This is a genomic window from Aeromicrobium sp. (assembly GCF_037719875.1).
Classification (GTDB): Bacteria; Actinomycetota; Actinomycetes; order Propionibacteriales; family Nocardioidaceae; genus Aeromicrobium.
In genome coordinates this window covers 1-19,389 of record NZ_JBBJMJ010000017.1, presented here as the reverse complement: position 1 = coordinate 19,389, position 19,389 = coordinate 1, and the positions used below count along the sequence as shown (strand labels likewise).

Here is a 19,389-nt window from a genome sequence, read left to right as displayed (position 1 = left end):
CACCAGCCTACCGGCACCCGCCTGCGTCGAGTCCCCTCAGGCGGCGGCATCGTCCCTCTCCAGCTCCTGCAGAGCTGCAGCCGTGCCGTCGTCAGACGCGGGCGCAACGGGGTGCTGGCGATCGACGCGACGCAGTCGGGTGACGCCCCAGGTCAGGTCGTGGCCGATCAGCGTGGCCTCGAGCACCGTGCTCTCACGCGCCTGACCCTCTTGGCTCGTCCACCGCTCGGTGCGGACCTTGCCGATCACGACGATCGGATCGCCGACCTCGAGCGACTCAGCGACGTTCTGGGCGAGCCCGCGCCATGCCTTGACGGATATCCAGATCGTCTCGAGATCGCGCCACGTGCGGGTCGCCTGGTCGAAATAGCTCGGCGTCGACGCGACACGGAACAGGATCCACGGGACATTGCCTTCGCGCAGCTCAACCTTGGTGCCGACTCGCCCACGGAAGGTCATGGTGTTGTCGTTGGACATCGGAGACTCCTTGATAGTGGAGCTCCAGACTCGCGCCGGTTGGGGTCTCAGTCACCACCTCCGAGACCGGCTGTGGATCATCGCCCGGGCGGTGAGAGCTGTGGATGCTCAGGCGAGTGCGGTGAGAATACCCGCGCGATAGCTCGCATAGGAGTCGAGCTCGACCTGGATGGGCGCAATGACCCGCTCGGCCGTCACCCCGTCGATCGCGTCGCGCAGCTCGCGGTCGGCGTGGCGGGCCTTGCGGCGCCCGGTTATCCGAGCGGCAATGCGGGACAGCACCGAGATCGCGAGGCCCGCGAGCAACGAACCGCCAGCCACCACGGCTGCCACCGGGAACCCGGCGGCCTCGCCGAGGTCAGGCAGCTCGAATGAAGCAAGCTCGCTGACTCCCTGGGCCGCGAGCCAGCCGAAGCCGGCGATCATGGCGATGAAGAGCAGGATCTGGACGACCTGGGCGACGCGCCACCAGGCGGCCGGTCGGGCCACTCCCAGGCTGGTCTGGCGAATCGCGTGGTCGAACGCGTCGATGATGTCGTCGCCGGCGGGGTTGGAGGCGTCGCGGATCGAGTCGCGCCATGGCCTCTCGAGGCCGACCGCCGCCTTGTCAGCCGCGTCACGGATGGCGAGCTCGGCTTTGGCACGCTGGACGTGTCCGGCCTCGGGGACCGCCGCGCGAGCCAGCGACGAGATCGACAGGTCGCTGCCCAGACCCAGCTCCTCCAACGGATCCTTCCTGAGCCGGCGCAACCATTGGGCGACCGGCCAGTCGGTGAACTGCGCGGCGCGGCGCCGATTGGATGATGCGATCGCATCGACGATCGGGGGGACGCCGGCGCAACCCACCAACGCCTCGTCGAGGGCCTGACGGTCGGTCGGTGTGAGGCCGGGCGCGTCGCTGGTTCCACCGACCTGTGCGATGACACCGGCCGCCGCAGAGATGTCCGAGGCAAGCCGGGCCTTGGCCGAGGACTTGGCGCGGATGCGCAACGCCATCTCTCGCTTGAGGTCGTCGACGCCGTCGCCCCGCGTCGCGGACACCCCGATCACCGTGACATCGGGCAGGCCCTCCTCGGCGAGGATGCGCTTGACGTCGGCGAGCGCGCGTTCGCGCTGCTCGAACGGGATGCGGTCGATCTGGTTGAGCACGACCACCGTGACATCCGCGTAGGCCGCCATCGGCCGGATGTAGCGGTCGTGGATCGCCGCGTCGGCATACTTCTGGGGATCGAGGACCCACACGAGTACGTCGGCGTACGTGATCAGCCGATCCATCTCGAGGTGGTGCGACACCTCGGTCGAGTCGTGATCCGGCAGGTCGAGCAGCACGAGCCCGTCGAGCTTGGTGTCGTCGGCAGAGTGGTCGAGCATGCTCATCCGGGACACCTGATGACGGGCAGGAATGCCCATCCACTCAAGCAGGCCCTGCGCCCCGTCCGGGCCCCAGGCGCAGGCGAGGGCCCACGACGTCGTCGGGCGGCGGACACCGACGCCGGCGAGCTCGAGATCGGTCAGACAGTTGAACAATGAGGACTTGCCCGATCCGGTGGCGCCCGCGAGTGCCACGATCGTGTGGTCGCCCGAGAGCTTGAGCCGCTCGGCGGCCCGGCCCGACAGCATCTCGGCCGGCGCAAGGATCTCATCGTCGATACGCCCTCGGCCGGCGTTGACGGCTTCGGTCAGTCCGTCGATCCGGGCGGCGACATCATTGCGCCCACCGCCGAACACTGCTTCGGCGGCGTCTCCCTGCGAGGTCATGGCGTCATCTCTCCATTCAGGAAGTCTGAATGCCGAGCGTATTCGGCCTGACGCGCCGATTCGCGGAGGACGGTCTGGTGTGCCTTGACGGTGTCGGGGCTCTCGACCAGGTCGAGGTAGCGCTGCATCTCGCCTTCGAACAGCCCGGCGACCCGCGACTCGAGGTCGGCCTGCGCCTGGCCGACGAGGGTGACCACGACGCTCTCACCGAAGATCGCGTTGAGGAGCTTGTTGCCCAAGGCGGCAGTGCCGCCGGCTTCGGTTCCCTTGCCCTTGCGCGAGAACATCACGATCATCAGCGCGACGCCGATGCCGTTGACCCCAAAGGCGAGGAACTTTGCCGTCATCCGCTTGTCGGCCCCTTCGACCCGCACGAGCTCGAGCACGGCCTGCTGCCAGTCGTGGACCGTGCGTTCGGCACGGACCCGGAAGTCACGTGAGGCTCGGTCGATCCCGCGATTGGAGTCCAGCAGCGCACGACCCGCGGTGTTGGTCGCCCAGGAGCGGGAAGCGGCCTCGGCAGCGGCCTCGGCCTGCTCGAGGAGCAGCATGTGCAACCCGGTCTCGATGGCCTCGATGACCTCTGTCGCGCGGGTCCGCTTGCCCGTCACCCCGTCGACGAATCGGCCGCGGATGCGGCTGACCTTGTCCTCGACGGAGCGCACCAGCTCACCCGTGCCGACGAATTCCTGCCAGCGCGCGAGAACCTCGCCGCGCAGGAGGGTGCCGTCGGCGCTCTGTGTCGCGAACGTCGAGAGGGCCTTGCGATGGATCGTCTCGATGCTGGCGTGGAGGGCCTCGGAGGCCGCGATCTGAGCGTCCATGGCGTCTGCCACGTCGTGGGTGCGCAGCACGACATGGCGCACCGCGCCGTCGAGCGTACGGACCACCACCATCTGGCGGGCCGCCGGATCCGCGGCGAGCTCATGCAGCCAGACCACGATCGGCGAGACCGCTTCGCGCGGTAGCAGCCCGTCGACGTCAAGGCCGCACTCTGGAACCGTGAACAGCGGCGAGTCGGACAGGCCCCGGGACGTCATCATCCGGGCCAGGTGACCGCGCACCTCCATGACGGCGTCATTGCCCGTGCGGTCGAGGACGACTGCCACCGACGTGCTGCGCTCGGATGCCTGGCGGAGATAGTCCCACGGGACCTGATCGGCATAGCGGGCTGCAGAGGTGACGAACAGCCACAGATCAGCAGCGGCGAGGAGCTGGGCCGCGAGCTCGCGGTTGCCCTGGTCGATCGAGTCGACATCGGGTGCATCGAGGATCGCGAGGCCACGCGGGATCTTGTCGGACGAGGCGAGCCGCAGGGCGTAGGTGTCATTGCTCGGCACGTCGGTGCGGGGCAGATCGGGCAGGATTCGGTCGGGCTTGAACCACTCGGCGTCATCTGGATGGTGCACGAGCACCGGAGAACGGGTGGTCGGACGCAGGACGCCGGACTCGGTGACGCGCTCCCCCACGAGCGAGTTGACCAGCGTGGACTTGCCGGCACCGGTCGAACCCCCGACAACCGTCAGGAGGGGCGCATCGAGCTGCACGAGCCGCGGGAGCACGTAGTCCGACAGCTGGTCCGTCACCTTGGCCTGCGTGTCGCGAGAGGCCGCGGCGCCGTCGACCTCGAGTCGGAGGTTGACATCGCGCACCGTGATGAGGAGCTTGCCCATCGCGCCAAGGAGCTCGGCCGAAGCGTGTTCGCTGGCCACTGGTGCTCCTTTCGTCGTCGATGAACTGTGCGGATGGATCTAGGCACAGATTAGTGGACGGAGTGCGACTTCGCCGCCGCACGTCGCGCCGCGCGGGATCAGAAGTGACGGGCCGTGTTTTGCAGTGCCGGCGGGAATCGTAAACCCGGCCGCAGGGCATACATCGCGTCGAGCAGCGCGTAGGTGCGCTCGACTCCCCTTGGGATGGTCCGTCCGCTCATCATGGCATCGTGCAGGAAGGCCATCTCCGTCGCCAGCTGCTGATAGCGCTTGACGATCCGGCCACCAGCCTTGCCGCCGTTGCCCTTGGCGTAGCGCAGAGCGGCCTTGCGGTGCCCGAAGCGTGAGAGATAGGGGATCTCGGCCGGGTGGATCCACCCGCGCTGTGCCACGTACGACAGGGATCGCTCGAGGATCTTGACCTGGCGGTTGCGGACGATGACCGCCAGGACCGCGACCGCGATCAGCACGACGGCCAGCGCGAGGTAGGCCAGGAAGAACCCGAGGCCGCCGCCATAGCTCAGCGAGCCGTTCCACAGCGCGTGCAGGGCGATGCTGACGGCCAGGCCGACGGAGGCTATCAGGACCTTGAGGACCTTTGACTTGCGTGCGACCGCCAGGCCGATCGCGATGCCGAAGGCCGATGTGAACAGCGGGTGCGCGAACGGGCTGAAGAGACCGCGAACCACGAAGGTCGTCGTGGCGCCGTCCGCGCCGGCGACCTGGATGTCGGGTGATCCCAGATAGCTGGCGGCGTAGTAGCCGATGTTCTCCACGAAGGCGAAGCCGAGGCCGACGATGCCGGCATAGATCAGGCCGTCGAGGAATCCGTCAATCACCCGGCGTGCGCGGGCGAAGGTCAGGATGAGGAACAGGCACTTGGCCGGCTCCTCGGCGAGCGGCGCGATGAACGACGCCATCTTCTTGTCACTGAGATCCCACGTCTTCTGGATCCAGATCTCGAGCGCGAGAGCTATCGCCACCGCGATGACTCCGCCCCACACGAACGCGGCGAACTTGTAGCGACGCGGCTCGGGCTCATAGCGGTCGAGCCACCAGTAGACGAGCCACAGCAACGGCAGCGGCGCGATCGCGAGGAAGATCGACAGACCGGCACCCGCGGGGTCGCCTGCGTTGAGCGAGATGAAGACCCCGCCGGCGATCCCCAGGATCGCGATCACGATGAACAGGACCAGCAGTGGGGTACGCCCCCGCTGGCGGATCGCCTCGCGATACTTCGGCAGCACGGCTGGGATGGCGGCGGCAGTCGTCTCTGTCACCCGCAAATCGTAGGGCATACATGGGTGACGACCTGCGCAGATAGGCTTGCGCCGGGCGCCCGTAGCTCAGCCGGATAGAGCAAGAGCCTTCTAATCTCTAGGTCGCAGGTTCGAATCCTGCCGGGCGCACTTCGTGATCCCACCCCTCCCCGCTGGGAGTGACACTTTTGCGGCGACACGCGGGTCGCTGCCTCAAATGCGTCACTCCCAGCGGGGAGGGGAGCCGGCGCCTCTCAGGTCAGGTGCTGCGCCGCGGCTTCGCGGATCGCCTGCGCAGTGGCCGCGAGCGCCGGGGTCTGGAGGGTCCACTGCTGCCAGTAGAGCGTCACGTCCACGTGGCGACCGGGGTCGATGCAGACCAGTCGCCCGGCGCGCTCGTCCTCGAGCGACTGGGCATCGGGCAGCATGCCCCACCCGAGGCCGAGGCCGACTGCCGCGGCGAACTCGACCGACGATGGCACATGCTGCCGAGGCGCATCGAGGCGCCGGCGGCTCAGCTGACGAAGATATTCATCCTGGAGATCATCCTTGCGATCGAAGACCACGACCGGCGCGCGGGCGAGGCTCATCGCGTTGGTCCCGCCGGACAACCATTGCGCCACGAAGTCGGGGGTGGCCATCGGGCGATAACGCATGGTCCCGAGCCGGGTCGACCTGCAGCCCTGCACGGGAGCGGCAGCCGAGGTGATCGCGGCCATGACGGTCCCCGCGCGAAGCAGGTCGGCCGTGTGGCCCTGGTCCTCGCGGCGGATGTCGAAGTATGCCGTTCCGGCCAGTCGGGACAGCGCAGGGAGCACCCACGTCGCCAGCGAATCGGCGTTGATCGCCAGCGGGATGGTGGGCGGCCGATGCTCCGCGGGATCTGCGGTCGCCCGAACCTCCTGGACCAGCGACTCGACCTGCCGGGCCAGCCGGAGGTAGGCGTGCCCCGCTTCGGTGGGTTCGGCGGGCTTGGCACGGCGTATGAGCACCCGGCCGGCAGATTGCTCCAGGGACTTGATCCGCTGGCTCACCGCTGACGGGGTCAGATGCAGCGCAGACGCGGCAGCATCGAATGAGCCTTCGTCGATGACGGCCGCGAGGGCGCGCAGCTGTGCAAGGTCGGGATCTGCTGTAGCCACATCAGCAATGCTAATCCGTCATCACAAACATGAACTGGTCTTAAGTGATTCGGTCGACTTGGATTGACCACATGGATCACGCTGCTCTCGTCGCTGCGCTCGGCGGGATCGGCTTCGGCCTGTCTCTCATCATCGCGATCGGCGCCCAGAACGCATTCGTCCTGCGCCAAGGGTTGCGCGCCGAGCACGTGCTGGCGGTCGTGGCGATCTGCGCGATCTCCGACGTCATCCTGATCGGGCTCGGCATCGCCGGCATCGGCGGGCTCCTGGAGCTCGCCCCGTGGCTCATCGACGGGATGCGGATCGGCGGCGCGATCTTCCTGCTGGCCTATGCCGTGATCGCGGCTCGACGCGCTCTCCGGCCCGGAGCCATCGATCCGGAGATCTCGGGCGCCGCGGCTTCGCTGTGGTCGACCGTCGCCACCGCGATGGCACTGACCTGGCTCAATCCTCACGTCTATCTCGACACGATCCTGCTGCTCGGATCGGTTGCCGGGTCATACGGGGACGAGCGCTGGTGGTTCGGACTCGGGGCTGCGCTCGGGTCGGTCATCTGGTTCGCGGCGCTCGGCTTCGGCGCCCGATTCCTGCGACCCCTGTTTGCCCGGCCGATGGCTTGGCGGATCCTCGACGCAGTGATCGCCGTGATCATGGTGGCGATCGCGCTCAGCCTGCTGCACGGTCTAATGGAGGGATGAGGCCATTCATCCTGGTCGCCGTCGGTGGCGCCGCAGGCACCCTGAGCCGCCATGGCATCGCCGAGGTGCTCGACCCGGGCCTCCAGTTCCCACTGGCCACGTTCCTGGTCAACATGACAGGTTCCTTTGCCCTCGGCGCGCTCCTGGTGGTGTTGCTCGTACGCGAGCAGACCACGTCAGCCGATCAGTGGCGGCTTCTGCTCGGCACGGGCCTGCTCGGCGGCTACACGACATACAGCGCCCTCGCCGTCGAGACCGACGCTCTGCTGCGCGGTGAGCACGTGGCCCTCGGCCTGGCCTATGCCGGCGGGTCGGTCCTCGCAGGCCTGCTGGCAGCACTCGCCGGCATCGTGACCGCCCGAGCGATGATCCGATGACGCCTCTGCTCATGGCGCTTGCCGGCGGCCTCGGCGCCGGCACCCGCTACTCGCTGGACGCCTGGCTGCGGCCCCGCGTTTCGAGCCCGCTGCCCTGGTCCACCCTGCTGATCAACGCCAGCGGCTCATTGTTGCTGGGTCTGCTGCTCGGCCTCGGTGCAGGCAACGGGTGGCAGACGGTCGCCGGAACCGGTTTCCTCGGCGGCTACACGACCTTCAGCACCGCGAGCGTCGAGACCGCGCGCCTGGCGCTCGACCGCCGCTATGGCGTCGCGACCCTCAACGCCGTCGGGATGCTGGTGCTGAGCGTTGCCGCGGCGTCATGCGGCTATGCCCTCGGCCGCGCCCTCCGCTGAGAGTGACGTTTTTGAGGCGACACGCGGGTCGCTTCCTCAAAAGCGTCACTCCCAGCGGGGAGGCGGGTAGCTAGGCCTTCTTGGCGGCGTCGATGGCCTTCTGGAGGTTCGCTGCGGATGGCGTCTCGATGGCCTTGCCGTCTATGAGGACCGTTGGAGTCGCTGAGACCTTGGCATCACGCGATGCCTCTGTGGCTGCCTCGATCCACGGGACGAACCGCTCAGTCTTGACGCAGGAGTCGATTCCCGTGACCCCGGCCTGCTTGGCGAGGTCGATCAGCGCAGGATCCTCCATGCCGTTGGTCCCCTCCTCGGGCTGGTTGGCGAACAGGATCGCGTGCATCTTCTTGAACGCGTCGACGCCACCCTTGTCGAGCGTGCACATGGCAGCACTGCCCGATCGGCTGGAGTAGCGGTTGCCGCCACTGGCTTCGTCGAGGAACGAGATCGGTCGGTACTCCACCGTGATCTCTCCCTTGGCGACCGCGGCATCCAGGAACGGACCGCTCTGCTCCTCGAACGAGCGGCACGCGGGGCACTGGAAGTCCTCATAGACGGTGACGCTCACCGGGTTCGTCGCAGGCGTGCCGGTCACCACGTCGGTGTCGTAGACGACGCCAAAGGAGTCCTTCTTGATGTTGACCGGGTTGATGACCTCGGTCTCAGACTTGTTCTTGTCGCTGGTGGTCTTGATTGCGTAACCGCCGACCGCGATCAGTGCGATGACGACAGTGACGATCGCAAGAGTGATGAAGTTGCGCTGCTTCTTGTCGGCCTTCTCGCGCTCCTTGCGCATCTGCTCGGCACGGGCGGCGCGCTGCTGGCGGTCGTTGCTCACTGATTACTCCTGGGTCGGGCGGTCATCTGACCAACGCGGCTCACTGGCTGAGGGTTCCAGTCGACCTTACCGGCCCGCCCGAAGGGCGGTGTCCGTGAGGCGCAGTAAGGTGCGGGACGTGAATGACAAGCTGGTATGGATCGATTGTGAGATGACCGGGCTCTCCCTCGAGGCCGATGCGCTGGTCGAGGTGGCCGCGCTGGTCACCGATTTCGACCTCAACGTCCTCGGCGACGGGATCGACCTGATCGTCAAGCCTCCTGCAGCAGCGCTCGACCAGATGAACGATTTCGTCCGCGAGATGCACACCGGCTCGGGGCTGCTGACCCAGCTCGAGGCCGGCCTGAGCCTCCGCGAGACCGAGGAGCAGGTGCTGACGTATGTCCGCGAGTTCGTCAAGGAGCCCGGCAAGGCCCCGATGGCGGGCAACACGATCGGCACGGATCGCGCGTTCCTCGCCCGCGACATGACCGAGCTCGAGGGCTGGCTCCACTACCGAGTCATCGATGTCTCCTCGATCAAGGAGCTCGCCAGACAGTGGTTCCCACGAGCCTATTTCGCCGCGCCCGCCAAGGCCGGCCACCACCGCGCCCTGGTCGACATCCAGGAGAGCATCGAGGAGCTGCGCTATTACCGGCGGGCCGTGTTCACGCCCGATCCGGGCATCGACACCGAGACCGCCAAGGCCATCGCCGCCGAGGTGGCCGGATCCATCACGCGTTAGCCCCGGCCACGGTCTGAGCACCTGCAGGCCTGCGTTAGACTGACCGACGCCGTGTCGGGCGCATGCCCGGCGCGCGTGGTGGGTGTAGCTCAGTTGGTAGAGCACCGGCTTGTGGTGCCGGTGGCCGCGGGTTCAAGTCCCGTCATCCACCCCACGAAGACCCCCGTTCCGTCCGGACCGGGGGTCTTGTCATTCGCTCCAGAGCGTGATGTCACCGCTGCCCGTCGTGGCCCGCAGAATGCCCTCGCCAGCCCGGTCCGACCTGAGATCGTTTGACACCTCGCCCGAATCGGACTTGACCGTGATGGCATACGTCCGTTCGCCGGTCGGCACCATGGCGCGGATGTCACCACTCTCGGTCATGGCCTTGAACCCGAACGGCTGGGAGGCGAAGGACGCGCGGATGTCGCCCGAGCCGGTGTTGGCCGAGAACTCGTCGACCTCGATGCCCCGGACCGAGATGTCGCCGCTGCCAGAAGTCACCGTGAGCACGCCTTCGACGATCGAGTCGGCAACGACGTCGCCCGTCGTGGTCTTGACGACGACCGGCAGCCCCTCGGGTATCTCGAGCGTCGCGGAGACACCACAGCCCGGCGAGAGCCAGGCCTGGCACGCCGCGGCGATCTTGATCTCGTCCGCACGTCGGCCGAGCTGGAACTCGGTCTTGCGCAGGCCGGAGGTGATGCGGGAGCGGATCCTGACGACGTCCTCCGCACCTTTCACGAGGCGCACGTCGGCCGCCCCGGCGTCGATCACGAGCTGGGCCGAGCCTCCCACCTCGACGACGCTCGTCGAGACCGTCGTGTCGCGCTTGAGGATCGACGCGCCCAGCACGAGCCCCCCGACGAGCACGACGGCCACGATCGTGCCGATGACGGTCATCAGGGTGCGTGAGGCCGGCGAGCGTACGTCGTAGTCGGCGACGGTCTCCTCGGCCGTCACGACGCGGACTTCGCTGGGCTGGTCGCCGTCGTCGAGATGGGCACGACGTCGTCGGCACCCATGCGCGCGGCGTCTGCGGTCTCGTCGTCGGGCATGGTCTGGCTCTCGCGCTCGGCCTCGACCCGCTTGAGGTAGTGGTCGACCTCGTTGTCGCGCTGTGCATCGGTCCAGCCGAGGACGCCGGCCATGAGCTCGGCGACCTCGACGGCGACATCGGTCCCCCGGTCGAATGTCTCGATCGAGATGCGCGTGCGTCGGGCGATCGCGTCGTCCAGGTGGCGGGCACCCTCGTGCGTCGCGGCATAGACGATCTCGGCGCGCAGGTAGTCATCGGCTCCCGTGAGCGCCTCGGCGAGGTCGGGTCGCTCGGCGATCAGGTCGAGCAGCTCGTGGGTCAGCGATCCGTAGCGCTGCAGCAGGTGCTCGATGCGGCCCACCCCCATCCCGCTGGCGGTCGCAAGCATCTGACGCTGGTTCCACACTGCCTCGTAGCCGTCGGCCCCGAGCAGCGGGACATCCTCGGTGCACGACTCCGGGACCGTGCGATCCAGCTGGCTTGCCATGCCGTGGACGGCGGCATCGACCGCGTCCTTGGCCATGATCCGGTAGGTCGTGTACTTCCCGCCGGCGATCACGACCAGACCCTTGACGCTCGTGCCGACTGCGTGCTCGCGGGACAGCTTGCTGGTCGCCTCGTCCTCCCCGTGAAGCAGCGGTCGCAGGCCGGCGAAGACACCCTCGACGTCGGCGTGGGTCAACGGCTCGACCAGGACCGTGTTGACGTGGTCGAGCAGATAGTCGATGTCGTTGCGGCTCGCGGCCGGGTGGTCCTTGGACAACGACCAGTCGGTGTCGGTCGTGCCGATGATCCAGTGCCGACCCCACGGGATGACGAACAGCACCGATTTTTCCGTGCGTAGGATCAGCCCGGTCTCGCTGCGGATCCGATCACGCGGCACCACCAGGTGCACACCCTTGCTCGACCGCACGTGGAACTGACCACGTTCGGACGTCAGCGCCTGCGTCTCATCGGTCCACACCCCCGTGGCGTTGATGACCTGCTTGGCGCGGATGTCGAACTCCTTGCCCGACTCCAGGTCCCTGACGGTGGCGCCGGTGACCCGGTCACCCTCGCGCAGGAGTCCGACGACGCGGGTGCGGGTGGCGACGTGTGCGCCGTATGCCGCTGCGGTCCGGGACAGGAACATCGTGTGCCGCGCATCGTCGACCTGGCCGTCGTAGTAGTGGAGGGCGCCGACCAGCGCCTCCTTCTTCAGCGCAGGCATCATGCGGCGCGCGCCTCGGCGGGTCAGGTGGCGGTGCAGCGGCACACCGTGGCCATATCCCGAGGCCTTGCTCATCGCGTCGTACAGCGCGACGCCTGCGCCGGCATAGAAGCGCTCCCACACCCGATGCGTGAGCGGATAGAGGAATCCGACCTCGCGGACCAGGTGTGGCGCGAGCTTCTGGAGGTTGAGCCCACGCTCCTTCAACGCCTCGGCGACGAGCCGGAAGTCCAGCATCTCCAGATAGCGCAGACCTCCGTGCATCAGCTTGCTCGAACGGCTCGACGTCCCCGAAGCGAGGTCACGCGCCTCGACCAGACCGACCGACAACCCACGGGTGGCGGCATCGAGGGCAGAACCACCCCCGACCACACCACCACCGATCACCAGGATGTCGAGCGGTGTGGCTGCCATCGCGTCGAGAGCGGCTTGGCGGTTTTGAGGTGACAGGGCTACCGATCGCATGGGTCCAGTCAATCAGCCGCCCGGCTGCCGGTCGACTCGCATGGGGTCGGGTGGGTGGGGAGCCATAGGCTCAGAGCATGCGCCTGATCCTCATCCGCCACGGCCAGACACCGGCCAATGTCGAGGGTGTGCTCGAATCCACCGTCCCGGGCCCCGGACTCACGGCACTGGGTCACGAGCAGGCCGCGCAGCTCGTCGACGCACTTGCCGAGTCGCCCATCGACGCGATCTTCGTGTCGTCCATGGTGCGTACGCACCTGACTGCGGCACCGCTCGCTGCGGCGATCGGCGTCGAGCCGGCCGAACGCGACGGGATCCGGGAGATCGCCGCCGGCGATGTCGAGGGCAACACCGACGCCGACTCGGTCCATCAATACGTCCACACCCTGTTGGCCTGGTGCGGGGGCGACCTCGACGTACGCATGCCGGGCGCCGAAAGCGGTCACGAGGTGATCGGCCGCTTCGACGGGGTCGTCGCCGAGGCCGAGGCGTTGGGCGTCGAGACCGTTGCGCTGGTGAGTCACGGGGCAGTGATCCGCGCCTGGTGCGCGACGCGCACGAGCAATGTCGACCTCGACTTCGTCAGCAACCACTACGTCGTCAACACCGGCATCGTGATGGTCGACGGATCGACCGCGACCGGCTGGGAGGTCGCGTCGTGGCTAGGCGAAAGCGTCACCGAAGCTGCGGCCATGGGCGTCACCTCCGATCACAGCCCCGCCTCGGAGCCCCTGGAGGACTGATCGCGGCCCGTACCCTGCTGGCATGAGCGTCGCTCCCCTCGTATCGACGATTCGGGATGCGTTGCGCAGCGCGGCAGATCCTGAGCGTGCACCGGGTATGCAGGCCTACATGAAGTCAGCCATGCCCTACCGCGGGGTGCGGATGCCGGTGGTGCGATCGATCACCAGGACCGCTGCGAGGGACCACCCGGTGCCGAGCCTGGCTGAGCTCGAGACCGCGGTGCGAACGTTGTGGGATGAGGCGGCCTTCCGCGAGGAGCGCTACGCCGCGAGCGGGCTGCTGGCGCTGAAGATCGCCAGGGGACGGCCGGAGCTGGTCCCGCTGTTCGAGCACCTGGCCACGACCGGCGCCTGGTGGGATCACGTCGACGACCTGACGCAACGCATCGCATCCCTGCACGACACCCACCCCGAAGAGGCGGCGGCCGTCGTACGCCGCTGGAGCGTCACGGATGACATCTGGTTGCGCAGGCTCGCGATCATCAGCCAGCTCGGCCGCAAGGACCGGGTCGACACGACCTTGCTGACCCAGGTCATCGAGCCGAATGCCGCCGATCGGGAGTTCTTCGTCCGCAAGGCGATCGGCTGGGCGTTGCGCGACTACGCGCGGGTGAATCCCGAATGGGTGCGCACATTCGTCACATTGCGCGAGGATCGACTCAGTGGTCTGTCGAGACGGGAGGCGTTGAAGCATGTCGGATGAGCCTGGGCCCAACGAGCGCCGTGACGTCGTCATCGTCGGGGGTGGTCACAACGCGCTCGTCGCCGGGACCTATCTCGCGCGTGCCGGACTCGGCGTGACGATTCTGGAGCGACTCGAGCATGTCGGAGGCGCGGCGATCAGCGCCGACGTGTTCGACGGCCTGGATGCCCGGCTGTCGCGTTACTCCTACCTCGTCAGCCTGATGCCCGAGGACCTGATCGCCGACCTCGGGCTCGGACTCGAGCTGCGGTCGCGGGACACCGCGTCCTACACGCCCTACGCCGGCGGCGGCCTGCTCGTGGAGACGGTTGCGGGCGAGGCGACCGAGGAGTCCTTCCATGTGCTCACCGGCTCAGGCGACGAGCTCGCCGCATGGCGCCAGTTCTATGCCGAGGTCGCGACCGTCGCCGGAGCAATCGCGCCGACCCTGTTGCGTCCGCTCCCCCACATCGGCGATCTGCGGGATCAGGTCGACATGGCGATCTGGACCGATCTGGTCGACGAGCCGATCGGCACCGCGATCGAGCGGCGCTTCGCGCACGACCTCATCCGCGGCGTCGTCGGCACCGACGCCCTGATCGGCACGTTCGCCTCGCTCCACGACCCGACACTGGTGCAGAACAAGTGCTTCCTCTACCACCTGATCGGCAACGGCACCGGTGAGTGGCGGGTGCCCGTCGGCGGCATGGGCGCCGTCACCGCGGAGCTCGAGCGAGTCGCCCGTGAGGCCGGCGTCGACATCCGAACCAACTGCGAGGTCGACGGCATCGATGCCCGCGACACCGGTGTGACGGTGTGCGGCGACGGCTTCGTCATCGATGCCGACTGGGCGCTCAGCGGGGTGGCGCCGTATGCCCTCGCGCGACTCCTGTCACGCCCAGTCCCGACCAAGCCGTCGGGTTCACAGTTCAAGATCAACCTGCTCGTCTCGCGTCTGCCCCGCCTGAAGTCCGGCATGGATCCCGCGATCGCCTTCGCGGGCACGTTCCACCTGGGTGAGTCGATGAGCCAGCTCGAGGCCGCATGGGCCGAGGCTGCAGGCGGGGCGTTGCCGGACTTCGCCTCCGGCGAGCTCTACTGCCACACCCTGACCGACCGTTCGATCCTCGGCTCCGAGCTCGCCGGCACCGCCGCCCAGACTCTGACGTACTTCGGTCTGCACACCCCCTACGGGGTGTTGCCGGACGAGGCCGCCGCCAATCAGGCCTATGAGCAGTTCCTCACCGCGATCAACACGCACCTCGAGGAGCCCATCGAGCCGTTGATCCTCGGCGTCGAGCACAAGACGCCTGCCCAGATCGAGGAGGCGCTGGCCATGCCGGGAGGCCACATCTTCCACGGCGACCTGCAGTGGCCATGGCTCGAGGAAGGCGAAACAGCCCCCGGCCCGATGGAGCGTTGGGGCGTGTCCACGGGCCTGCCGCGGGTCGTGATGTGCGGCAGCGGTGCGCGCCGGGGTGGCGCCGTCAGCGGCATCGCAGGACACAACGCCGCTCACGCGATCCTCGAGGGTCTCCCGATTATGGATCGACCCTGAGCGGCTGATAACGTTGCACCCGCTTCGCGGCAATAGCTCAATTGGCAGAGCAGCTGACTCTTAATCAGCGGGTTCGGGGTTCGAGTCCCTGTTGCCGCACTGTGAAGGCCCCGTTCCTCGCCGAACGGGGCCTTTGCTCATACCCGGGGTTCGTGCCCGGCAGCGTGGCCCACGCCACAGCCGGGAACTCCTCGGCCTTCCCGCTAGTTGGGCGGGCAAAGAGAGGATTCATCCATGAAGTGTCCGACCGACAATGCCACCCTCGTGATGAGTGAACGTTCCGGCATCGAGATCGACTACTGCCCCGACTGCCGCGGTGTCTGGCTCGACCGCGGTGAGCTCGACAAGATCCTCGACCGTGCGACACATGATGCGCCCGCGCAGGCTCCTGCGCCGCAGCAGCACCATAACGAGCCCCGCTACGACGATCGTTCACGACCGCCGCAGCCCTACCGCAAGAAGAAGAAGGAGCACTGGCTCACCGAGCTGTTCGAGTGAGCCGAGACGGTGCACCGCGACTCGATGCGGGCCGCGTCACGGAATAACACCGCAGCAGGCACAGTTGAGCCAGCCATGAAGATCTTGCTCACCGGGGGAACCGGTTTCATCGGATCAGCTGTCCTCGAACGCCTGGTCGCCGAGAGCCACCAGGTCACTGCGATCGTGCGTAGTCAGAGGTCCTCACTCAAGGTGCAGGACGCGGGCGCGACCGGCATCATCGGCGATCTGTTCGATGCGCACTGGCTCGCCTCAGAGCTCCGCGGCCATGACGGGGCGATTCACACCGCGGCCGGCAGCGATGACAAGGACCCAGCGCTCAACGATGCCGTCCTCGACGCCGTGATCGATGCGTTCGGCGGCACGACCAAGCCATTCGTGCACACCGGCGGCATCTGGACCTATGGCAACAACCCCGCGATCACCGAGATCAGCGCACTCGATGCGCCTCCGCTCTCGCAGTGGCGGACGTCCGGCGAGCAGCGACTGCTGGACTCCGCCGTCAAGGCGTCGGTCGTGCAGCCCGCCGTCGTCTACGGGCATGGCAAGGGCATCCCAGCGATGTTCGCCGCCTCGGTCGAGGGCGGTGCCATGCCGCTGTTCGGAGGTGGCCACCAGCACTGGACCTCCGTTCACGTCGAAGATCTGGCCGACCTCTACGTTCGTGCGCTGGACCGGGCACCCGGCGGCCGAACCTACATCGGTGCCAGCGGACAGAACCCCACGGTTCGTGAGCTCGGCGAGGCCCTCGCGGTCGAGGTGGTGCCCGAGAGCCCCGAGTCGACGATCGACCGGCTCGGTGGATTCGGCGAGGCGCTGCTGCTCGACCAGCAGGCGAGCGGCGACCGCGCCCGCTCCGAGCTCGGTTGGCAGCCGACGCGGCCGAGCCTGATCGATCAGCTCAAGGCGGGCTACTCCGACGCTGCCTAGGCGTTCCGATCGATCGACAACAGAGGGAATCGCGCGGACAACAGATCGACGAGCGGACCAAGCAGCAGGATGACCAGGACCGTGCCGGGACCGACCGCGGCCCCAAGCAGCCAGCCCACCAGCGCGCCACCGCCCTGCACGACGCTGTAGCTCCACTTGAACGGCACCGGCGGGTCGAAGGCCAACGCTGCCGCCTCGGTCGGTCCGGCCCCCGCATCGACTGCGAGATATCCGGCGACGCCGACCGCGAGCACCGGGAAGGACAGCGCGAGCAACATCGCCCGCAACCACGGGTTGTCGGGCTCGGCGCAGGCGTCCAGCAGTCCGGAGACCACGAATCCCACGACGATCGGCTGCGTGATCGTGCCGAGCCCCGGGGTGAGGCCACGGGCCCACGCCATCGCGACGAACAGGACGCCGACGATGAGATTGACGACCCAGAACTTCGCATCGAGCGCGAGCGAGAGGCCGTTGATCATCGTGGAGTAGCCGTCCGAGCCCAAGGCCGCGATCAGCAGCATGGCCACGCCAACTCCGAGGATTGCGCACGAGACCACGAGCCGCACCAGCTGTGAAACCACCCGACGATCCTCTCAGCAGGTGACATGATCGACGCATGTGGATCGGCTGGATCGAGTTCGACCTGCTGCTCGGGGACGTGCACTCGCTCAAGACCAAGCGCTCGATCGTCCGCCCACTGGTGGCGGACCTCAGGCGTACGTTCACGGTCTCGGCCGCCGAGACCGGCAGCCTCGACCTGCACCGGAGAGCAAGGGTGGGAGCCGGCCTGGTGGCGGCAGACAGCCGCCATGTCATCGACGTGCTCGACGCCGTCGAGACCTTTGTCGCAGCGCGGCCGGAGATCGAGCTCCTGTCGGCCCATCGCGGCCTCAGCAACAGCGATGACGCCTGAGCCGGACGCCTAGGCTGGTGGCGTGTACATCCCACGCTTCAACGCCATGGACGATCCGGACGACATCCGCGCATTCGTGGAATCGATAGGCAGCGCGGAGATCGTGACGGTGGGACCTGGCGGCACCCCCCTCGCGACCCTGCTGCCCATCGTGTGGAGCGCGGACGGCGGCACGCTCATCGCCCACTTCGCGCGGGCCAATCCCCACTGGCGCGAGATCAGGCACGACGCGCCGTTCCTGGCCATCGTCGCCGGCCCGCAGGCATACATCTCGCCGGCCTGGTATGCCGCGAAGGCCGAGCACGGCCGCGTCGTTCCGACGTGGAACTACTCTGCGGTCCACCTGACCGGCACGGCGCGCGTGCACGACGAGGCCGAATGGGTGCGTGAAGCCGTCACGAGCCTGACCGATCTCCACGAGCAGCCACGCGCGCAGCCATGGGCCGTGACCGATGCGCCGGCGCCGTACGTCGACAAGAACCTCAAGGCGATCGTCGGTCTGGAGCTGACGGTTCATCGGGTCGAGGCCAAGGCCAAGCTGAGCCAGAACCGGTCGGAGGCCGACCGCGCCGGCGTCGTGAGGGGGCTACGGGCCGAGGGCGGCGACCCGGATGTCGCGGCCGACATGGATCGGCTCAGGTAAAAGCTGGCTGACCTGCAAGGCCAGTCTGCCCCAGTCATCCAGACGCAAGGAGGGGAGCCGCCGTAGCGACTCCCCTCCCCGTGACTACTGCAGGGTCAGCGCCGTCCTCCACCGAAGAAGGACCGGACTGCGGCGACCAGCGATGCGAGGAAGCCGCGCACCGGGACCGTCTCGACCGGAGTCGGAACGGCCTTCGTGACCGGGGGCAGCGACAGCGAGTACGAGTACGCAGGGCCGCCTCCGCTCGTGAACGCGTAGTCCACCGGACGACGACGCATCAGGACGAGAAGTCCTGCGGCGGTCATCGGTCCTGCCACGAGCAGCATCCAGAGCGGCAGACCGCCCGTGTCGGGCAGCAGCTTCTGTTCGCGGATGACCGGGTCGGTGTCAAGGACCCGGGGGTTCTTGACAGGGTCCTTGCCGCCGTCGTCGTCGTCGATGCATGCGGCCGTCGAGACGTCCTTGGCCTGCTCACCTTCGGCAGCGAAGCGGAACGCGAAGGAATCCTGAGCGTCGGGGAAGTCGAACGGGAACTTGCCGACGAAGTCCTTGCCCAGGGTGCTCGCGCTGACGATGATGATGTGGCTGAACACACCCGGGGGCGTCCCGGTGAACTTGCACACCACGACCTTCGGGTCCTTGATGACGACCGTGCAGTCGGTGCCCCTCGGCTGATCGCCATCGATGTCCGGGCACGCGTCAAATGGCGGCGGCGGGTCGTCATCGCATACGGCAATCGAGATGTCCTTGGCCTGCTCACCATCGGCCGCGAAGCGAAGCGCAAAGGAGCCCTGCGCGTCATCGAAATCGAACGGGAACTCACCAATGAATCCCTCACCCAGGCTGCTAGCGCTCACGATGATGATGTTGGTCAGCACACCCGACGGCGTGGTGGTGAACTTGCACACCACAACCTGCTGGCCGTTCTCTTCACCCTCATCGCAATCGGTGCCCTCAGGCTGATCGCCATCAATGTCCGGGCACTCGTCAAACGGCGGCGGCGGGTCTTCACCGCATGCGTCAGTGGAGATGTCCTTGGCCTTCTCACCATCGGCCGCGAAGCGAAGCGCAAAGGAGCCCTGCGCGTCATCGAAATCGAACGGGAACTCACCAATGAATCCCTCACCCAGGCTGCTAGCGCTCACGATGATGATGTTGGTCAGCACACCCGACGGCGTGGTGGTGAACTTGCACACCACAACCTGGCCGTCTACCTCTTCTTCTTCGTCGTCCTTCGGCTTGTTCTTGTCATCGTCGACGGGCGGGTCCTTCTTTTCCACTTCGACGACCGGCGAGTCGTTCTCGACCGGCGGCGGGTCCTGCTTCTGGACGACGAGAGGCTCCTCGACCGGGGGCGGTGGTGGGGGTGGCGGTGGCGGTGGCTCTTC

At 67.5% G+C, this 19,389-nt stretch carries 20 protein-coding genes, 3 tRNA genes and 1 pseudogene; 14 read left to right on the top strand and 10 right to left on the bottom strand.

Going from position 1 to position 19,389, the window contains the following annotated elements:
- Positions 1-36: 36 nt before the first annotated feature.
- The 4 genes from WKF39_RS13905 to WKF39_RS13890 all read right to left on the bottom strand — a co-directional run bounded on the left by WKF39_RS13905 (position 37) and on the right by WKF39_RS13890 (position 5,227).
- The gene (locus WKF39_RS13905; protein ID WP_340389412.1) at positions 37-477 is read right to left on the bottom strand and encodes a single-stranded DNA-binding protein; all 441 of its coding nucleotides are present in this window, start codon (positions 475-477) and stop codon (positions 37-39) included.
- Positions 478-585: 108 nt separating this feature from the next.
- The gene (locus WKF39_RS13900) at positions 586-2,235 is read right to left on the bottom strand and encodes a GTPase (protein WP_340389410.1); all 1,650 of its coding nucleotides are present in this window, start codon (positions 2,233-2,235) and stop codon (positions 586-588) included.
- Complete coding sequence (locus tag WKF39_RS13895; RefSeq protein WP_340389408.1) at positions 2,232-3,947, bottom strand: GTPase domain-containing protein; 1,716 nt, start codon at positions 3,945-3,947, stop codon at positions 2,232-2,234. Before WKF39_RS13895 ends, WKF39_RS13900 begins: the two co-directional genes overlap by 4 nt.
- 98 nt (positions 3,948-4,045) lie before the next feature.
- Positions 4,046-5,227, bottom strand: a complete 1,182-nt coding sequence (locus WKF39_RS13890; protein WP_340389406.1) for a PrsW family intramembrane metalloprotease — start codon at positions 5,225-5,227, stop codon at positions 4,046-4,048.
- Positions 5,228-5,282: 55 nt separating this feature from the next.
- Between WKF39_RS13890 and WKF39_RS13885 the strand changes: the two genes are divergently transcribed.
- A tRNA-Arg gene (locus WKF39_RS13885) sits at positions 5,283-5,356 on the top strand.
- 104 nt (positions 5,357-5,460) lie between these two features.
- Here the strand turns inward: WKF39_RS13885 and WKF39_RS13880 are convergent.
- Positions 5,461-6,348 (bottom strand): LysR family transcriptional regulator ArgP, encoded by an 888-nt coding sequence (locus WKF39_RS13880; RefSeq protein ID WP_340389404.1) that lies wholly within the window; start codon positions 6,346-6,348, stop codon positions 5,461-5,463.
- Positions 6,349-6,419: 71 nt separating this feature from the next.
- Here WKF39_RS13880 and WKF39_RS13875 point away from each other — a divergent pair, with 71 nt between their 5' ends.
- Genes WKF39_RS13875 through WKF39_RS13865 form a run of 3 tightly spaced genes read left to right on the top strand, consistent with a single transcriptional unit; the run spans position 6,420 to position 7,779 of the window.
- Entirely contained in the window at positions 6,420-7,046 is a 627-nt protein-coding gene (locus WKF39_RS13875; RefSeq protein ID WP_340389402.1) for a LysE/ArgO family amino acid transporter, read from the top strand.
- Positions 7,043-7,423 (top strand): CrcB family protein, encoded by a 381-nt coding sequence (locus tag WKF39_RS13870; protein ID WP_340389400.1) that lies wholly within the window; start codon positions 7,043-7,045, stop codon positions 7,421-7,423. Before WKF39_RS13875 ends, WKF39_RS13870 begins: the two co-directional genes overlap by 4 nt.
- A complete protein-coding gene (locus WKF39_RS13865) occupies positions 7,420-7,779 on the top strand; it encodes a CrcB family protein (protein WP_340389398.1) in 360 nt (119 codons plus the stop codon). Before WKF39_RS13870 ends, WKF39_RS13865 begins: the two co-directional genes overlap by 4 nt.
- Positions 7,780-7,849: 70 nt before the next feature.
- Here WKF39_RS13865 and WKF39_RS13860 read toward each other — a convergent pair whose 3' ends face one another.
- A complete protein-coding gene (locus WKF39_RS13860) occupies positions 7,850-8,617 on the bottom strand; it encodes a thioredoxin domain-containing protein (RefSeq protein WP_340389396.1) in 768 nt (255 codons plus the stop codon).
- Positions 8,618-8,735: 118 nt separating this feature from the next.
- Here WKF39_RS13860 and orn point away from each other — a divergent pair, with 118 nt between their 5' ends.
- Positions 8,736-9,341, top strand: coding sequence for an oligoribonuclease (gene orn, locus WKF39_RS13855; protein WP_340389394.1), 606 nt, complete (start codon positions 8,736-8,738; stop codon positions 9,339-9,341).
- A gap of 78 nt (positions 9,342-9,419) precedes the next feature.
- Positions 9,420-9,495: transfer RNA gene (locus WKF39_RS13850), tRNA-His, on the top strand.
- A 35-nt stretch (positions 9,496-9,530) separates the two neighbouring features.
- On the opposite strand, the gene WKF39_RS13845 is transcribed toward WKF39_RS13850, so the two are convergent.
- Both WKF39_RS13845 and WKF39_RS13840 read right to left on the bottom strand, forming a co-directional pair.
- Positions 9,531-10,283, bottom strand: a complete 753-nt coding sequence (locus tag WKF39_RS13845; RefSeq protein WP_340389392.1) for a DUF4097 family beta strand repeat-containing protein — start codon at positions 10,281-10,283, stop codon at positions 9,531-9,533.
- Positions 10,280-12,034, bottom strand: coding sequence for a glycerol-3-phosphate dehydrogenase/oxidase (locus tag WKF39_RS13840; protein ID WP_340389390.1), 1,755 nt, complete (start codon positions 12,032-12,034; stop codon positions 10,280-10,282). Before WKF39_RS13840 ends, WKF39_RS13845 begins: the two co-directional genes overlap by 4 nt.
- Positions 12,035-12,111: 77 nt before the next feature.
- Here WKF39_RS13840 and WKF39_RS13835 point away from each other — a divergent pair, with 77 nt between their 5' ends.
- From WKF39_RS13835 to WKF39_RS13810, 6 genes are all read left to right on the top strand, one after another.
- Positions 12,112-12,777 (top strand): histidine phosphatase family protein, encoded by a 666-nt coding sequence (locus WKF39_RS13835; protein ID WP_340389388.1) that lies wholly within the window; start codon positions 12,112-12,114, stop codon positions 12,775-12,777.
- Between the two features lie 22 nt (positions 12,778-12,799).
- Positions 12,800-13,480, top strand: coding sequence for a DNA alkylation repair protein (locus WKF39_RS13830; protein WP_340389386.1), 681 nt, complete (start codon positions 12,800-12,802; stop codon positions 13,478-13,480).
- A complete protein-coding gene (locus WKF39_RS13825) occupies positions 13,470-15,017 on the top strand; it encodes an NAD(P)/FAD-dependent oxidoreductase (RefSeq protein ID WP_340389384.1) in 1,548 nt (515 codons plus the stop codon). Before WKF39_RS13830 ends, WKF39_RS13825 begins: the two co-directional genes overlap by 11 nt.
- A 26-nt stretch (positions 15,018-15,043) precedes the next feature.
- Positions 15,044-15,116 (top strand) — tRNA-Lys (locus WKF39_RS13820).
- Between the two features lie 135 nt (positions 15,117-15,251).
- Positions 15,252-15,515: a zf-TFIIB domain-containing protein gene (locus WKF39_RS13815; protein WP_340389382.1), complete on the top strand. Its 264-nt coding sequence runs from the start codon at positions 15,252-15,254 to the stop codon at positions 15,513-15,515.
- A 75-nt stretch (positions 15,516-15,590) separates the two neighbouring features.
- Positions 15,591-16,445, top strand: coding sequence for an NAD-dependent epimerase/dehydratase family protein (locus WKF39_RS13810; RefSeq protein WP_340389380.1), 855 nt, complete (start codon positions 15,591-15,593; stop codon positions 16,443-16,445).
- On the opposite strand, the gene WKF39_RS13805 is transcribed toward WKF39_RS13810, so the two are convergent.
- Positions 16,442-17,026 carry a hypothetical protein gene (locus tag WKF39_RS13805; protein WP_340389378.1) on the bottom strand — a complete coding sequence of 195 codons (585 nt, stop codon included), beginning with the start codon at positions 17,024-17,026 and terminating at the stop codon, positions 16,442-16,444. The genes WKF39_RS13810 and WKF39_RS13805 overlap by 4 nt on opposite strands.
- A 35-nt stretch (positions 17,027-17,061) precedes the next feature.
- Between WKF39_RS13805 and WKF39_RS13800 the strand changes: the two genes are divergently transcribed.
- Both WKF39_RS13800 and WKF39_RS13795 read left to right on the top strand, forming a co-directional pair.
- Positions 17,062-17,358: a DUF503 family protein gene (locus WKF39_RS13800; RefSeq protein ID WP_340389376.1), complete on the top strand. Its 297-nt coding sequence runs from the start codon at positions 17,062-17,064 to the stop codon at positions 17,356-17,358.
- Positions 17,359-17,380: 22 nt separating this feature from the next.
- On the top strand, positions 17,381-18,001 hold the full coding sequence (locus WKF39_RS13795) for an FMN-binding negative transcriptional regulator (protein ID WP_340389374.1): 621 nt from the start codon (positions 17,381-17,383) through the stop codon (positions 17,999-18,001).
- A 95-nt stretch (positions 18,002-18,096) separates the two neighbouring features.
- Here WKF39_RS13795 and WKF39_RS13790 read toward each other — a convergent pair.
- Positions 18,097-19,389, bottom strand: a pseudogene (locus WKF39_RS13790) (hypothetical protein); the annotation flags it as partial.

Bases quoted from the DNA above. Each gene is read 5' to 3' on its own strand.
- WKF39_RS13905 (WP_340389412.1), bottom strand. From the start codon at position 477: ATGTCCAACGACAACACCATGACCTTCCGTGGGCGAGTCGGCACCAAG.
- WKF39_RS13900 (WP_340389410.1), bottom strand. From the start codon at position 2,235: ATGACCTCGCAGGGAGACGCCGCCGAAGCAGTGTTCGGCGGTGGGCGC.
- WKF39_RS13875 (WP_340389402.1), top strand. From the start codon at position 6,420: ATGGATCACGCTGCTCTCGTCGCTGCGCTCGGCGGGATCGGCTTCGGC.
- WKF39_RS13870 (WP_340389400.1), top strand. From the start codon at position 7,043: ATGAGGCCATTCATCCTGGTCGCCGTCGGTGGCGCCGCAGGCACCCTG.
- WKF39_RS13865 (WP_340389398.1), top strand. From the start codon at position 7,420: ATGACGCCTCTGCTCATGGCGCTTGCCGGCGGCCTCGGCGCCGGCACC.
- WKF39_RS13840 (WP_340389390.1), bottom strand. From the start codon at position 12,034: ATGCGATCGGTAGCCCTGTCACCTCAAAACCGCCAAGCCGCTCTCGAC.
- WKF39_RS13835 (WP_340389388.1), top strand. From the start codon at position 12,112: ATGCGCCTGATCCTCATCCGCCACGGCCAGACACCGGCCAATGTCGAG.
- WKF39_RS13830 (WP_340389386.1), top strand. From the start codon at position 12,800: ATGAGCGTCGCTCCCCTCGTATCGACGATTCGGGATGCGTTGCGCAGC.
- WKF39_RS13825 (WP_340389384.1), top strand. From the start codon at position 13,470: ATGTCGGATGAGCCTGGGCCCAACGAGCGCCGTGACGTCGTCATCGTC.
- WKF39_RS13815 (WP_340389382.1), top strand. From the start codon at position 15,252: ATGAAGTGTCCGACCGACAATGCCACCCTCGTGATGAGTGAACGTTCC.
- WKF39_RS13810 (WP_340389380.1), top strand. From the start codon at position 15,591: ATGAAGATCTTGCTCACCGGGGGAACCGGTTTCATCGGATCAGCTGTC.
- WKF39_RS13800 (WP_340389376.1), top strand. From the start codon at position 17,062: ATGTGGATCGGCTGGATCGAGTTCGACCTGCTGCTCGGGGACGTGCAC.